This is a genomic window from Paenibacillus sp. OT2-17 (assembly GCF_009827695.1).
GTDB classification, from domain to species: Bacteria; Bacillota; Bacilli; order Paenibacillales; family Paenibacillaceae; genus Paenibacillus; species Paenibacillus polymyxa_B.
Genome location: NZ_WUDQ01000001.1, coordinates 13,198 through 28,775 on the forward strand (window position 1 = coordinate 13,198; position 15,578 = coordinate 28,775).

General features: G+C 45.1%; 13 protein-coding genes. 4 read left to right on the top strand and 9 right to left on the bottom strand.

Going from position 1 to position 15,578, the window contains the following annotated elements; genetic code table 11:
- The first annotated feature begins 186 nt into the window (after positions 1 to 186).
- The gene (serS, locus tag GRP75_RS00045) at positions 187 to 1,476 is read left to right on the top strand and encodes a serine--tRNA ligase (protein WP_160788398.1); all 1,290 of its coding nucleotides are present in this window, start codon (positions 187 to 189) and stop codon (positions 1,474 to 1,476) included.
- Positions 1,477 to 1,580: 104 nt separating this feature from the next.
- On the opposite strand, the gene hmpA is transcribed toward serS, so the two are convergent.
- The gene (hmpA, locus tag GRP75_RS00050; RefSeq protein ID WP_160788293.1) at positions 1,581 to 2,810 is read right to left on the bottom strand and encodes an NO-inducible flavohemoprotein; all 1,230 of its coding nucleotides are present in this window, start codon (positions 2,808 to 2,810) and stop codon (positions 1,581 to 1,583) included.
- 402 nt (positions 2,811 to 3,212) lie between these two features.
- On the opposite strand from hmpA, the gene GRP75_RS00055 reads away from it, so the two are divergent.
- Positions 3,213 to 4,754 (top strand): family 43 glycosylhydrolase, encoded by a 1,542-nt coding sequence (locus GRP75_RS00055; RefSeq protein ID WP_076295198.1) that lies wholly within the window; start codon positions 3,213 to 3,215, stop codon positions 4,752 to 4,754.
- 172 nt (positions 4,755 to 4,926) lie between these two features.
- On the opposite strand, the gene GRP75_RS00060 is transcribed toward GRP75_RS00055, so the two are convergent.
- Positions 4,927 to 6,876 carry an oxidoreductase gene (locus tag GRP75_RS00060; RefSeq protein ID WP_160788294.1) on the bottom strand — a complete coding sequence of 650 codons (1,950 nt, stop codon included), beginning with the start codon at positions 6,874 to 6,876 and terminating at the stop codon, positions 4,927 to 4,929.
- 36 nt (positions 6,877 to 6,912) lie between these two features.
- Positions 6,913 to 8,184, bottom strand: a complete 1,272-nt coding sequence (locus GRP75_RS00065; protein ID WP_076264575.1) for an L-lactate MFS transporter — start codon at positions 8,182 to 8,184, stop codon at positions 6,913 to 6,915.
- A 212-nt stretch (positions 8,185 to 8,396) separates the two neighbouring features.
- Here GRP75_RS00065 and GRP75_RS00070 point away from each other — a divergent pair, with 212 nt between their 5' ends.
- Positions 8,397 to 8,933 carry a PadR family transcriptional regulator gene (locus GRP75_RS00070; RefSeq protein ID WP_023990961.1) on the top strand — a complete coding sequence of 179 codons (537 nt, stop codon included), beginning with the start codon at positions 8,397 to 8,399 and terminating at the stop codon, positions 8,931 to 8,933.
- Between the two features lie 95 nt (positions 8,934 to 9,028).
- On the opposite strand, the gene GRP75_RS00075 is transcribed toward GRP75_RS00070, so the two are convergent.
- From GRP75_RS00075 to GRP75_RS00095, 5 genes are all read right to left on the bottom strand, one after another.
- Positions 9,029 to 9,739 carry a GntR family transcriptional regulator gene (locus tag GRP75_RS00075; RefSeq protein WP_023990962.1) on the bottom strand — a complete coding sequence of 237 codons (711 nt, stop codon included), beginning with the start codon at positions 9,737 to 9,739 and terminating at the stop codon, positions 9,029 to 9,031.
- Positions 9,740 to 9,941: 202 nt separating this feature from the next.
- On the bottom strand, positions 9,942 to 11,351 hold the full coding sequence (locus GRP75_RS00080; protein WP_160788399.1) for a glycoside hydrolase family 1 protein: 1,410 nt from the start codon (positions 11,349 to 11,351) through the stop codon (positions 9,942 to 9,944).
- 73 nt (positions 11,352 to 11,424) lie between these two features.
- Positions 11,425 to 12,753: a PTS cellobiose transporter subunit IIC gene (celB, locus tag GRP75_RS00085; protein WP_023990964.1), complete on the bottom strand. Its 1,329-nt coding sequence runs from the start codon at positions 12,751 to 12,753 to the stop codon at positions 11,425 to 11,427.
- Positions 12,754 to 12,837: 84 nt separating this feature from the next.
- Positions 12,838 to 13,170, bottom strand: coding sequence for a PTS sugar transporter subunit IIA (locus GRP75_RS00090; protein WP_069081043.1), 333 nt, complete (start codon positions 13,168 to 13,170; stop codon positions 12,838 to 12,840).
- A complete protein-coding gene (locus tag GRP75_RS00095; RefSeq protein WP_029518773.1) occupies positions 13,163 to 13,480 on the bottom strand; it encodes a PTS sugar transporter subunit IIB in 318 nt (105 codons plus the stop codon). The genes GRP75_RS00090 and GRP75_RS00095 overlap by 8 nt, the downstream gene beginning before the upstream one ends.
- Positions 13,481 to 13,862: 382 nt before the next feature.
- On the opposite strand from GRP75_RS00095, the gene GRP75_RS00100 reads away from it, so the two are divergent.
- Positions 13,863 to 14,978, top strand: coding sequence for a WG repeat-containing protein (locus GRP75_RS00100; RefSeq protein ID WP_160788295.1), 1,116 nt, complete (start codon positions 13,863 to 13,865; stop codon positions 14,976 to 14,978).
- 73 nt (positions 14,979 to 15,051) lie between these two features.
- Here the strand turns inward: GRP75_RS00100 and GRP75_RS00105 are convergent, their stop codons facing one another.
- Positions 15,052 to 15,489 (bottom strand): hypothetical protein, encoded by a 438-nt coding sequence (locus GRP75_RS00105; RefSeq protein WP_160788296.1) that lies wholly within the window; start codon positions 15,487 to 15,489, stop codon positions 15,052 to 15,054.
- Between the last annotated feature and the right edge of the window lie 89 nt (positions 15,490 to 15,578).

Below are 15,578 nucleotides of genomic sequence, written 5' to 3' on the forward strand. Positions count from 1 at the left end.
GGATATGGCGATATGTACCTAAGTAAACCGGAGCCGCCCGTTACAGCGGAGCAAAGTGGATTGGAGAGTTATGACATCTGTCATGCTGTCTGGTCAATTTGGGTGGCACCGCGAGATCAAAGCGCTCCTCGTCCCATGTGGATGAGGGCGCTTTTTGTATTTTTATCCGAAAAGGAGTGCGGTGTCATGTTGGATATCAAATGGATCAGAGAGCATCAAGAGCAAGTTCAGACGGCAGCAGACGGCAAAGGAATACAGGTATCGGTCGCGGAGCTGTTGACCCTGGATGATCAGAGAAAACAGCTACTTCAGGAAGTGGAACAGCTTCGACAGAAGCGTAATCAGTGTAGTCAGGATATTGGCGCGCTAATCCATGCCGGCCAGAGTGAACAGGCAGAAGGGGCGAAGCGGCAGGTTAAAGAAATTAACGGACGGCTAGATCTTCTGGAAACCCCGCAACAGGAAGTAGAGGAACAGTTTCAACAGCTCTTGCTTCTGATGCCTAATATCGTATCGCCAGATACACCACGGGGGAGATCGGATGAGGATAATGTGGAACTGGAGCGGGTCGGGTCGGTTCCGAACTTCGAATTTGAACCAAAGGATCATATGGCGCTCGGTGAGCTTCACAAGCTTATCGACGTCCCTCGGGGTGTCAAAACAGCTGGTACCCGTAATTATTATCTGACGGGAGCAGGGGTTGCATTGCATCGGGCTGTGCAGCAGCTTGCGGTCGATCTGCTGACTGAACGTGGATTCCAGTTGCTGGATGTTCCGCTGATGGTACGTGCAGAGGCGATGCGCAGCACTGGTTTTTTCCCGCTCGGACTGGATCAGACGTACCGCATCTCAGGAGAGGATCAGTGGCTTGTAGGCACTTCGGAAGTGCCGCTGGTCTCGTATTACAGCGGTGAGATCGTGGATGTTACGGACCCGATTCGGCTGGCAGCCGTGTCCGTATGCTTCCGCAATGAGGTTGGCTCGGCCGGAAGGGATGTGCACGGACTGTATCGTGTGCACCAGTTTGCCAAGGTTGAGCAGGTCGTCATCTGCGAAGCCAGCCTGGACGCTTCGGAACAGATGTTTCAGGAAATTACGCGCAATGCGGAAGACCTGCTTCAACTGCTGGAGCTGCCCTACCGTAAGATGGCTGTCTGTACAGGCGACATGGCGCAAAAAACCTACAAGCAGGTGGACATTGAGACATGGATGCCCAGCCGCCAGGCTTACGGCGAGACACATTCGTCGTCCCAGCTGCTTGATTTTCAGGCGCGCCGTTCCAACATCCGGTACCGCAATGCGGACGGCAAGCTGAAATATTGTTACACGCTCAACAACACAGCGGTCGCTTCGCCCCGGATTCTGATTCCGTTGCTGGAGCATCATCAGCAAGAGGACGGTTCGATCCGTATTCCGAAGGCCTTACGCCCATATATGCCGCGAGGTATGGAATTTTTGCGTACTCCCTTGTTATGAAAACAGGAGCGCACTTTGAAAAGTAGTACCCAATGAACAGGATTTTCGATCGTAATCATCGCAAAAAAGACGAAGGATAAATATCCTTCGTCTTTTTTGATGTTTTATTGTGCTTCTGCTTCCCATGCGCTAGCAGGACCAAAGAATTCATAGTGGATATCCGAAGCAGGGATATTCCACTCCTTCAACAGGCCGTATACCGATTGCATGAATCCCTCAGGGCCGCAAAAATAATATTGGGCGTTCCGATCCGGTATCACGGATTGTAACCAGGCCAGATCCAAACGGCCTTCCTTGTGAAAAGCCTGTGCCAGCCGATCCTGCTCCGTTGGTCTGCTGTAACACCAGCGAACTGCAGCCTGTGCATGTGTGGCGACCAGCTTTTCTACCTCATTACGCAGAGCATGGTTATCCCCGTTGACTGCTGCGTGGACAAAGGTGATAGGCCGATGCGGAGCAGATTTCACCAAGGAAGCCAGCATACTGACCATCGGGGTTAGCCCGACCCCGCCGCTGATCAGCACGACAGGTCTGCGATCTGTCCGATCCAGCGTAAAATCACCCGCCGGTGCAGATACCTGAAGCACATCGCCCTCTTGCACCTGCTCATGCAGATACACGGATACTTTACCTGCCGGACGGGACTCTACAGCATTCTCACGCTTTACAGATATTCGGTAGTGAGGTTGGCCCGGTGCATCCGAAAGACTGTATTGACGAATGTGGGTATTATGTTCACCCGGAATTTCCATTTTTAAGCTTATATATTGCCCAGGTTCGAATTCAGGCAACACCTGTCCATCCTGCGGCACCAGATAAAAGGACGTAATCTGGTCGCTTTCTTTAACCTTTTTCTGCACAACAAAGCTCTTAAAATCTGACCAGCCTCCCTGCTGCTGTCCAGCCTCCTTGTACATTTCAGCTTCCATGTCTATAAATACATTAGCGATCACACCATAGGCCTCGGCCCATGCGGCAATGATCTCGTCTGTAGCCGCATCTCCCAGTACGTCCTTGATCGCAGCGAGCAGATATTTTCCGACGATAGGGTAATGCTCGGGCTTAATTCCCAAACTGCGATGCTTATGTGCAATCTGACGTACCACCGGAAGAATCTCCTCCAGACGGTCAATGTGCTGTGCAGCCGCGTATACAGCATTGGCCAGCGCTCCCTGTTGACGTCCTTGCTTCTGATTCGCGTGATTGAATATATTGAGAAGCTCGGGATGGGCCTCAAACATCATCTGGTAAAAACGCTTGGTGATTGTAGTTCCGTGTACCTCCAAAACAGGTACAGTCGATTTGATCGTTGCAATGGTTTGCTCACTTAGCATCTTTGTATCCCTCTTCTCTCCAAAATAAGATAACAAAGGGTATTTCAACATATGTTCCATTTGTAACCCTCAATTTAAAGCAAGTATACCCACATAAAGTAACCGTTTATGTGATTCCAGTCACTTTAAATTTGAAATAATGTGAACGTGTCAATGACAAAACGCACAATTACAAACGCTTCCCACATAACTGACGAGCTTTCCCCAAAGTTTCAAATATCTATATACCTATTTTGTATGCAGTGATCAGATTTGTCCTTTCTCGTAACAACAGTTTCACCATGCTAAAGACTTCAATTTATTCCACTTGTAAACGCTTCCAATTACGATAAAATCGAAGATGAGGTGCCGGACAAGCCATTCCGACCCATCCTATCCGTGTTAAAGGAGGCAGATGATATCGTGAAGTGGATCAACAGCAGCAAATGGTTAGCCGCATGGATTTGTATCCTATTCGCAGTGACCAGTGCGGGTCTTCAACCCGACACAGCACATGCCAATATAAGAGGCGTTACGCAAGCAACCTATGGGACCGAGGTAAACCAAGCGCTGAATGGCTTGGACGTCGCCAATGCTGAACTATCCCTGAGCGCAACAGCAAGCACAGCCATTACGAACGGAACGGATTGGAAAGACACCGCAGGTAACCCGATTCAGGCGAACAGCGGTAATATTCTAAAAGTAGGTTCTACTTATTATTGGTACGGCGAGCACGCCGAAAACTGGAAATTTGAAAAAGTGAACGTATATACCTCAACCGATTTGAAAAATTGGTCCTTCCGCAGCAGTATTCTCACCAAAGATTCCGCCCCTGAGCTGAATTCGAGCAAAATCGAGCGTCCCAAAGTTATCTACAACAAAACCACCGGAAAATATGTACTATGGGCGCACTATGAAAATGGCACGGACTACTCACTAGGTCGTGTAGCCGTCGCTACCAGCGATACACCCGACGGAAATTTTGCCTACCAAGGCAGCTTCCGCCCACTGAATTACGAGTCTCGTGATATGACGGTGTTCACGGATACTGACGGTAGCGGCTACCTTATTACAGCTTCCCGTAAAAATGGCGGCGCCAATGATACGATGGCGATCTTCAAGCTGACAGCCGATTATACAGGTGTGCAGTCGTTCGTTGGCTGGATTTTTGAAAATGGCTATCGCGAAGCTCCTGCTGTTGTGAAAAAGAACAATATCTACTACCTGTTCACCTCGCAGGCATCTGGCTGGTATCCGAATCAGGGCGCTTACGCAACCGCCAGTTCCATGACTGGAAGCTGGTCTGCTCTGTCACCCTTCGGTGATCCGGCGGCTTACGGCTCGCAAATCCATTCCATCGCCACGATTACAGGTAGCGCAGGAACCAGCTACATCTATATGGGCGATCGCTGGAATCCGCTCAATCTGAGCGACCACAAATTCATCTGGTTGCCACTAACTCTGAATGACTCCAACAAAACAGCAACCCTGAACTGGTACAGTAGCTGGGATCTGGATGCTGCGACAGGCACAGTAATCCTGCCGTCCCTTGTGAATCACGCACAGGGCAAAACAGCGACTGCTAGCTCAGCCGCATCCAGTTCTCCAGCTTCACTGGCGAACGACGGCAACGCCCAAACCTCGTGGAAGGCTGCCTCCGCATCCTGGCCCGCTTGGTGGCAGGTCGATTTAGGCAGTACCAAGACCATCAGCGAAGTGGATATTTCATGGTTTATGTACAAAGGATCTGAAGCGTATTACAAATATAAAATTGAATACAGCATGGATGGAGTTAACTACTCCACGATTGATCGTACAGGTAATACCACGTATGGTTTTACCAGTGACAAAGTCAATTTTCAAGCTCGCTACGTGCGAATCAACCTTGTAAATGCAGTGCTATTCAATAACCCGAACAACTGGTATACCCCGACGGTGCATGAAGTAAGATTGCTTGGCAATTAACTTTCACACTTGGAATATTGCCTTAATCCTTAAAAAAATATCGCACAGCTCTTGCGCAATGTTGTACCCATTTGCAGGAGCTGTGCAATTTGTGTTGAACCGCTATGTTCGAGTACCTCTCTTAGACTCCTGAAGTGTCCCATGCCGGGCAATGATAGTGAGTCGCAGATAATCAGATATCAAGCGCTGCATGATATCCTTGATATATTGCAGTCGTGATAGTAGATGCCTTAACGCAATCTCCGATTTGTGCAACATAAGGTGCACAATCAATTAACTCATCTACTACGTTTCTTCTTGGACGTTGTCCAAGCGCACAAATGACTGAAGTACCTGGAACAAAATGTTCTTCACCATTTTGATCAGCGCAAGCAACACCTTCTTGTGTAACACTCAGCCCTTTAAATCCTAAATGAACCTGAATGTTATTCTTTTCGATTTCTTTTAGCATAATCGGACGATGTCTAATATTAGCATCCGGAGCCAGCTCCGTTCTCATCTCTACCAGATGAACCGTCTTACCTTCCTGGGCAAGGTGAATTGCTGCTTCACAGCCTGCCAGACCGCCTCCCAATACGACTACGCTATCGCTGACCCTATCCTTCTCCAGATAGTAGTTATTAACAATGACTACGTTATCACCATTCAATCCAGGAATTGGAGGAACAATTGCTGCGGAACCAGCTGCGATAATTAACGCATCAGCATTTTCTTTCTCTGCATACTCTTTAGTAACAGGTGTATTCAAACGGATCTCAACGCCAGCGTCTTTAGCCAGCTTTCCGAGAGTAACACCTAATTCATACATCTCATATTTAAAAGGAATCGCCTGCTCTCCCCTCAAAATACCGCCTACCTCGTCAGCCTTCTCACATAGAATAACTTTATGTCCGCGTTTGGCTGCAGTAAGAGCTGCATAAAGCCCGCCTGGGCCTCCACCGGCTACTAAAACCTTGCGTGGATTAGGGGAAGGGTAAATTTCTGTTCCATCCATCTCACGACCAATTAATGGGTTAACTGTACAGCGTCTTGTGGATGTTTCTGCACGTTCTGCCATACAGGTGAAGCATCTCAGACATTTAATAATGTCCTCGTCGCGGTTGCTCATCACCTTTCTTGGAAGCTCTGGATCAGCAAGCAGTGCGCGAGCCATTTCAACAACATCCGCCTGACCGCTGGCAATGATTTCTTCCATTTGTGCCGGGTCATTTAATCCGCCGACCGTTGCAACCGGAACACTTACATGCTTCTTAATCTCTGCTGCAAGATAAACATTACTTCCATGAGGCAAGAACATCGAAGGGTGTGTGATACCAAATCCTGTCTGATAGGTTCCTGCAGATACATGAAGCAAGTCGACTCTTGATTCGATTAATTTAGCAATTTCTATACCTTCTGTCAGACCATAGCCGCCTTCAAATAACTCTGAGCCACTCATTCTAAACTCGATTGGGAAGCCAGAACCCACAGCTTTACGAACACAGTCAAGAACCTCCTGTGCAAAACGCACCCTGTTTTCCAAAGATCCGCCATACTTGTCTGTTCTGCGGTTGAAATAAGGAGAAAAAAACTGATTAATCAACCATCCATGTCCGCCATGAACCATAATCATTTCATAACCTGCTCTCTTGGCCAGTCCAGCACATCTACCATAAGCTGCTACGATATCATCAATTAGTTCTTGCGAAAGTTCCTTTACTTCTCTGCCATCCGGGCGTACTCCGGGGCTGGGTCCCCACTGAGCAAGTCCTTGTTTCTTATTTTTGTCAGTCAGATAAGTTCCTGCATACTGTCCAGAATGAGACAATTCCACACTGGCAATTGCCCCGTGACGGCGAATAGCGTCTGCAGTATAGGTAAAACTAGCAAGAGAATCTACTGTCCCCAGATCCAGATGGTACATATGGGAAGCTTCCGTCTCAGGATGAACCACGACTTCGCTGACCGTAACTGACGCAGCACCGCCTTTTGCTCTTAATTCATAAAAAGCTGTAGATTTCGGTCCAATAGTGCAGTCAGCTGTAATATCTGTACCTCCCATAGGAGAGCCAAACATTCTATTTCTGAAAGTCACATTTCCAATTGTGATTGGTTTACATAGATTGGGATATTTTCTTTGCATGATCTCATGCTCCTTATCTGTATTTATTGCTATGGGTTAATTGATAGCTTTCTGATTCATATCCACAGCCATCTTCTTATTTTTTCGGGTAGTGAACTTATATACAAATGTTAGAACAAGTCCGGTTATGCCAAGTACGGCCGCAATGACAAAGGCTCTCTGATAGCTACTGTCTGTGCTGTAAACATGACTCATAATCGATGGGCCAAAGTATCCTGCTGTTGCAAATCCAATAAACATAATTCCATAATTCACACTATTATTTCTCACACCAAACTGATCGGCAGTAAATCCAGGAAATACCCCCATCAGTGCACCAAAACATAAACCAATAACTGAAATACCAATATAGAATGTCAACACACTACCTTCGCCTGAAAAATAAAGCAATGTGAGTCCTATGACCGAAAAGACAGAAGAAAAAGCCAGGGTATTGATTCGACCGATTTTGTCCGAGATATAGCCTGCAACGATTCGTCCGCCCGTGTTAAACAATGCCAATACGGAAACAACTGTCGTAGCGGCTGCCGCAGACATACCAATCATTTTCTGAGCTATAGGAGAAGCTTGTGATGTACACATGAGTCCGGCAAAAGCACCACACATTAATAACAAGATCATGATATAAAACAGAGGGCTTGAGAGCATGCCTTTCCAGTCTTTGTCGTTCTGAATAGAACGGCCAACATTTACAGTCTTGGGTGTCCATCCTGCAGGAACAAAGTCAGATGGACATTTCTCAATGAAGAAAGAAGCAGCACATACAATAATAAGAAATGCTATACCGATGATAATGAATGCTGATGTCACACCAGACCTACTGATTAAACTATTGGCAATAGGAGGTATAATAACTGAGCTTATTCCATAAGCAGCCGTTGTTATACCGCCAACTAATCCTCTTTTGTCAGGGAAAAACTTAATAGAGTTGCTAATTGTGCATCCGTAAACCATTCCCGTTCCTAGGCCGAGTACGATACCGTAAGCCAATACCAGGTAACCTACAGATGTTGCAAATCCTGATAAAATCATACCGCCTCCAAATAGCAAGCCCCCTACAAAGATCACTTTCTTGGGCCCGAATCGATCATTAATCCAGCCACCTGAAATCATCGTGATAGGACCTACCGAATTTGTAATCGTAAATGCAATAGCCAAATTCCCCGGTGTTAAACTAAGTCCTGTGACGCTGCTCAAATATTCTGCCATTGGGGCAGAAAATACACTCCACGCGTAAATTGATCCAATACACAGATTAATAAAACAGCTTGCAATCAGAATAATCCATCTCTTTTTTGTAAGTTCCACTGAGATCTTCTTCTCCCTCGTCGTTGTATTGTGAAATCATTCACATATTTCGAAATAATATTAACACGTGCTTTGCAATATATCAACAGGAACATGTATGTAGTTATATGTTTTATTAAATATGTTTTCAATAATATATCAATCTTATTGTGGACTCGCTAAATATGTTATACTTAACCAATAAACGACGAAAATGTTAGGAAGAGTGCCTTATGAGAACTTTAAAATATGCCATTCTGGGCTTGTTAAATAAAGAACCTATGACTGGTTATGATATAGGTAAAGAATTCAGTAAAGATTTAGGCGAATTTTGGACTGCAAAGCATAGTCAGATCTATCCAGAATTAAAAAAACTGCTTAATGAGGGACTTATCGTCTACGAGATCCAAATTAGCGGAGAAATTTTAGAAAAAAAATTGTATTCGATTACGGAGAATGGCAAAGAAGATTTTTTACAATGGCTAAAAAAAGCAGAGCCTATTGAACCCACTCCCAAAGATGTGTTTAAGCTGAGAATGTATTTTTCTAATCATCTGGATATAACAACCCGATTATATTTGTTGGAACATCAGCTGCTTCAACATCAAGATAGGCTGGAACATTTACGCAAAAATAAAGAACGTTATGAAACTATTCCTCCTCTTGATAGTGATAATTTTGGCGATTATCTTGTATTAGATGGTGCTATTTTACGCGAAACTATAACCATACAATGGATAGAAAGTTTTATTGCTTATTGTAAAAAATAAAGCATCTCATTTTCCCTTAAACTTATTGTAAACACAAAAAAGCACAAGGATTCGAGAATATGTAGCTCGAACCCTTATGCTTATTTTTTTACTAATCAACGCATTCGATTCACTGTGGTAAACACAAATTTATCGTACCGATGCCGCGAGAACGAGTATTCAAATGGTATACCTGTATCCAGATAACCCACCTGCTCAATTTCCAAGATTGGATCATCCGCTGCGCAGTCCAAATGCTCACGATCCAGTTCCGTTGACTTGGAGGCCCGGATGGTACGGTGTGAACCGACAATATTAAGTCCCAGCTCCTCCTTAATATGTTTGTACACCGAGCCGTACAGCACCTCCTCTGTAATACCGCTGATCAGCTTCGTGGGCATGTATGTGCGCTCGATAACGTAGGGCTCACCCTCCACGACACGCAGACGGATCACATGATATACAGGAGAATTGGCATCAATAAATAAATGGGTCGCTACCTCTTCGGATGGAAATTGAACGTCAAAGGCGACGATTTTATTTTTGATCTCTTTCCCGCGCAGTACGTTGGTTAACCCCAGCATTTCATTTACGACAACGTTAACAGGGCCATTGTGAACTGATTTGACGATAAAGGTTCCGTGTCCTCTTTTACGATTCAGCAACCCATCCATCACCAATGTGTCCAATGCCCGCTTAATCGTCATCCGACTTACACGAAACTCCTTTGCCAGTGAGATCTCATCGGGAATCGGATCATCACTGCTATAGGTCTTATTCATAATCCGCTCTTTGACCTCTTGTGCAATCCGCTCGTATTTGTTCATCTGTCTACCACCTGTACTAAAAATTGTTTTATGTCAGCATTTTACCAAAGCATCGGTAGCGCTGGTTCCTTTTGTTCTGCAGGCGGGACGTTAAGGTATTACGGTATAAGTAAGTATACCGAACATTATACTTTCTCACCAGCGGCGTACAGCACAGTTCTTTGACGATGATGAAGAAAAAAAGGCGGTCCAGAGGACCACCTTAGAATCCGTTATTCTCGATCACCTGTTTGAACCAGTGCCCACTCTGTTTAACGGATCTCTTGCCACCGTCCTGAAGATCGACAGACACAAAACCATAGCGATTCTTATAAGCATTCGTCCAGGACCAATTGTCCATAAACGTCCATAAGTGATAGCCCTTCACATTGGAGCCTTCTGAGATCGCTCGTTGGACCCATTTGAGATGCTCACGGATAAAATCAATACGATAGTCATCGCGGATCATGCCCTGTTCATCTCTGAACTTTTCTTCACCTTGAACGCCCATTCCGTTTTCCGAAATGAAGCATTCAATGTTGCCATAATTTTCTCTAACATTGGTCAGAATGTCGTAAATGCCTTTCTCATAAATCTCCCAGCCCCGCATTTCATTCATCTTGCGACCAGGCATGACGTAATAATCGAAGAAACGTTCCGGCACAAAAGGCGCATCCGGGTTCGGCAGACTTTCGCGAGCCTTAACTCTGCGTGGCTGATAATAGTTAATCCCCAGCAGGTCCACAGTGCCCTGGCGTATGATCTCCCGATCTCCGTCTTCCATGCTTGGTACATATCCCTCTTGGCGTAACAGCTCCACGAGCAAAGGATTGAATTCTCCCGTCACAGATGGGTCTAAAAAGGAACGGTTAAAGAACGCATCGCATATTTCAGCAGCCTGCACGTCTGCCGGATGCTGACTACGCGGATAAGTTGGCGTCAGGTTCAAAATAATTCCGATTTTGCCCTTATAACCGCCTTCTCTGTAAGCCTTAATAGCACTGGCGCTCGATAACAGGGTATGATATCCCACCTGTACGGCTTTACCGAAATCCACTTCATTCGGATAGTGGAAATCGTATAGATAGCCGCCTTCCACCGGGACAATCGGCTCGTTATGTGTAAACCATTTGGCTACACGATCCCCGAATAACTCAAAGCAAGTGTTAGCGTAATCCACGTAAGCTTCGACCGTCTCCCGGTTCACCCAGCCTCCATTTTCCTGTAAAGCCATCGGCAAATCAAAATGATACAAATTCACAAACGGCTCAATACCCGTCTGATGCAACTCTTCAATGACGGCATTATAGAATTGAACCGCCTGCTGGTTCAATTCACCTCTCCCTGCCGGAAACAGACGTGACCAGGAAATAGAGAACCGGAAGGAGTTGTGACCAAGCTCTTTCATGAGTGCAATATCTTCTTTGTAACGGGTATAGAAACGGGACGTTTCGCCAGGTCCAACCCCGTCATAAAAACGGTTCGGCTCCTGCTCAAACCAATAATCCCAAATGTTCGGTCCTTTGCCGTCTCCCTCCACGGTTCCTTCTGTCTGGGTAGCCGAGGCCGATGAGCCCCACCAGAAGTCGGATGGAAAACGGTATTGAATGGTTTGCTGCTCTATATCTTTCATTTCGGTATGATTCACAGCTCTACTCCTCTCTCTTTTGCAATGAATAAGCTGCTAATCTAGCAGCTTATCCACATTACATTCCAACAGTTTGATCCTTACCAGCAATGGCTGCTTGGCTAAGCTCCTCTTCCTGCTCTTTACGAACGTTCATCCGGTCAATAATTTTCAGGAACGGGAACCAGATGACAAAGACGACAGCCATATTAAACAACTGCAGCACGCCACCCATCAGGGAGCCCGTAGCCATCATTCCACTAAAGAACAACGGCATCGTCCAAGGAACCTGTATTCCGTTTGGCGGCGGCACAATCCCGGTGGTCATGGCAAAGTAAGTAATCAGCGTAACGATCATTGGAGAAATAACCCATGGAACAAAAATAAGCGGATTCATCACAATCGGCAGACCGAATATGACGGGTTCGTTGACATTAAACAGACCCGGTCCAAGGGCCAGCTTACTGACCTGCTTCAATTGCTTACTCTTCAGGAAGATCAGAATCGAAAGCACGACAGCCAGTGTCATACCTGTACCACCGATACCTACGGTGTAAATATCCACAAACTGCTTGGTGATGATATGCGGCAGTTCTGCTCCTTTGGAGTACGCTTCATAGTTTTCAAGTGCCAGCGTATTCCAGATTGGGTCCATAACCGAGTTAATAATAATTTGTCCATGAAGCCCAAAGAACCATAAAAGCTGAACAAAGAAAATAGCAATCAATGTAGGTATAATGCCACTGCCCAAATGCACCAGAGGTGCCTGTACAGCATGATAAATCAGATCATGCAGGTTATTATGAAGGGTCAGTGTAACTACAACATTAATGATCAAAAATATGCCCAATGTAATACATGCCGGAAGCAAAGCGGCAAATGATTTGGCAACTGCCGGCGGAACGCCTGGAGGCATTTTAATGACAAAATTTCGTTGCGTCACCTTTCGGTATATCTCTGCCGCAATAAAAGCGACGATCATACCAAGGAACATGCCTTTGGCACCAATCCGATCAACCGGAATGACACCAGCAATCGTGGCACCGCTTTCTTGTGTCAACACAAACGGGGTGAGCATCAAGAAACTAGCCAACGCAATCATGCCGCCAAATATGGGCTCGACCTTATAACTTCGAGATAGGTAATACCCAATCCCGACGATTACAAATAAGGTCATGATATTCAGTGTGGCATTAGGCGCAATGTTCAGCAGACTGCTAAAAGTCGCATAATTGCCGTCGCCCATCCACCCTTTTAGAAACGGCAGATTGATAATAACGACGATAATGGAGCCAAAAACCGTTAATGGAAATGACAGCATAAATGCATCACGCAGTACAGTAAGATAGCGGTTGTTGTTCAGTTTACCGGCAATAGGTATCAGTATCCGGCTTAATTTTTCAAACAAAGCCTATTCCTCCCCGCGAAGTGACTTGCATCAATAGGGTTGCAAGCTTTTCATGTCCCAAATTTCTCAAACTTACATGTTCCGTTATAAATTTCTGGATTTGAACAGTTCCAGCAATTCTAGAACCAGATCCTTCATGGTAACCGTGGACATCAGATGATCCTCGGCATGCATTAGAAGGAGCGAGAAAGGAGTTTGGGTACCTCCCGCTTCCTTCTTAACCATTTGAAAATGGATATCATGCGCAGCACGTAAATCCTGCTTGGCTTGTTTGAGCAGTTCGTCCGCACCTTCTACATTCTCTTTTCGATATTCGGTCAGCGCCTGAATTACTTTACTGCGAGCGCTTCCACTATGAAGAATAAGTTGGAAACTAATTTGCTCTTCCGTCAGTTCAGCTATATTAACTTTATCCATTTTTGCGTTCCACCAGTTTCACGGCCTGTTCATAGGCTTTCTTACCGTCAACCATTCCGTAGGCCATCATGTCGATCACTTCTACATGAATACCATATGGAGCTGCTTCCTTTTCCAGTTGTCCTTTCAGAAAGCTCATTTGTGGGCCAATCAATACCGCGTCAGCCTTAGCCATGTCTTCTGCTGCCTGATCTTGACCTACTGCCCAAATTTCAGCCTCGTCCCCAATGGACTTAGCATATTCCTGCATCTTAGTAACCAGCAAACTTGTAGACATACCTGAGCTGCAAGCCAGTAAAATTTTCTTCATGATTATTCCTTCCCTTCAAGGTCTGATTGGATGTTAAGTACTAGAAAACGTTTACAGCGTAATTATAAATCCAGTCTTTTGATTTGTCTATACATTTAATTTATATGTATAGACTTTTTTTAAAATGACACTACTTCTTCACTTTTTTTGAGAAAATCAATGTGTTTATTGCCCCACATTTGAGGATTACTCGATAGGTGTGAAAGGGAGCAAGCGACATACTTGGAAGCAGGGCTTTCTCATGTGCTGAAAATTAGAAAAATTTAGAATATCAAGAAACATTCCTACATTTTTATCGTCTATATTATGGAAGACCTTACGTATGAGGGTAAGATTTTTCGAAGCCTGAAGTTAAAAAGTCAACTCACAAAGGAGCTTATGCATGTTAAAAAAGTTAGGATTAGCTGCATTGATTCTGGTTACTAGCCTCTCCGTTATTGGAACAGGCTGGGCCGCATCCAGCACAACAACCATTGAAGTTTCTAAAACTGCTCTGGATTACAACGTTGCTCGCCCGCTGAGCGATGGTGCTTTTCATGATGGCTTATTAGCCGCTGAAACATCTGCTGGAAACCTCTTGTATTACAATTCCAAAGGAGAGAAAGCTTTCTCACTTCCCGCCGAGCTTAAACCCATTGGTGATTTTCATGAGCAGCGAGCCGTAGTCAAAAATACAAAAACCAATCTCTATGGATACATTAACACCAAAGGGGCACTGGTCATCCCTTGCCAATATACCGAAGCCAATTTCTTTTCTGAAGGAAAAGCAAAGGTAACCATAGCAGACACCAAAGAAAATGCAATTATAGATCGAACGGGAAAAATCCTTTCTCATTTTAAAGAAAATGTGGAGTCAGAATATGTATTTACAGACGGTCTGGCCCTCGCCTACGCTCCTAACACTGGTAAGATCGGTTTTGTGAATGCCTCTGGTCAACTAGCGATTCCTTATAAATACAAATACAGTCGTGGTTTCTCGAATGGCTTGGCTATTGTTCAGAATAGCAAAGGGCTATACGGATATATCAATACAGTAGGGAAAGAAGTCATTCCTCCTCAATATAAATCTGGCGGAGACTTTTCGGAAGGATTGGCCCCGGTGCAAAATACCAAGGGGAAATGGGGATTCATCAATAAACAGGGAAAAGTCGCGATTCCCTTTAAATTTACGGATGCCCAGGATTTTAGTGAAGGCCTGGCGAGTGTGAAAAATGCAAAAAACGAAGTCGGATTTATTGATAAAAACGGAACGCTGGTCATTAAATATCAACAAAAATATGATGTTACTTCTCCGTTCAAAGAAGGCTTAGCTTTAGTCGGTAAACAAACACAATCATCCGTCTCAGACGGCAAATTTGGCTACATCAATCGTCAAGGGCAACTGCTAACTAAACTTGAGTACAGAGTGGAATCCTCCTCCTTCTCCAATGGCTATGCTGTTGCTTTTATCAAGCCAGGCAAAGCGTTTATTGTATCTAAACATTCCGTTTCAAAATAAAAAAGACGACCCCGGAGGCAGATCGAGTGGATCTGCTTCCGGGGTCATTAGATTTCCAATATCTTGTATACAATTAGTCGTGTGTGTAGAATTTTACCCCAGGCAGATCTGCTGCCACCCACGAATAATTAATCGTATTACTGTTGTAATTTTTGGTCCCCGCCTGTGCAACCTGTACCTCCTTCAAAATCGTGATCGATGAACCCTTCGGTCTGACAACGACCACATGACCATGCCCATCTGCTTTTTTGATTCCGATGGTAGGATACCCGAGATTTGCTCTTTTTTGAGCATCCTGAAAGGTTACAGTGTACCATCCCGGCGCATTGTCGCCCAGTAAAGCATCAGCCATTTGATTGGCTAAGCCACTTGGCAGGGAAGCCGACATCGCAGACATCACATCTTGTGCAAAAATATTACACTTCGTTCCACCTACTGGCGAATACTTTTTGTTCGTTTCTACCTTAAAACCGTCAATTACAGATGCGTAAGTACTTGCATTTCTAGCCATTGAAATTCCCCCTGAATATAAGCTGTAGAGGAAATGACGGAGTCGCTTGAACATCTGAATGGCTCCACATTCATTGATGTTGGCCTCAA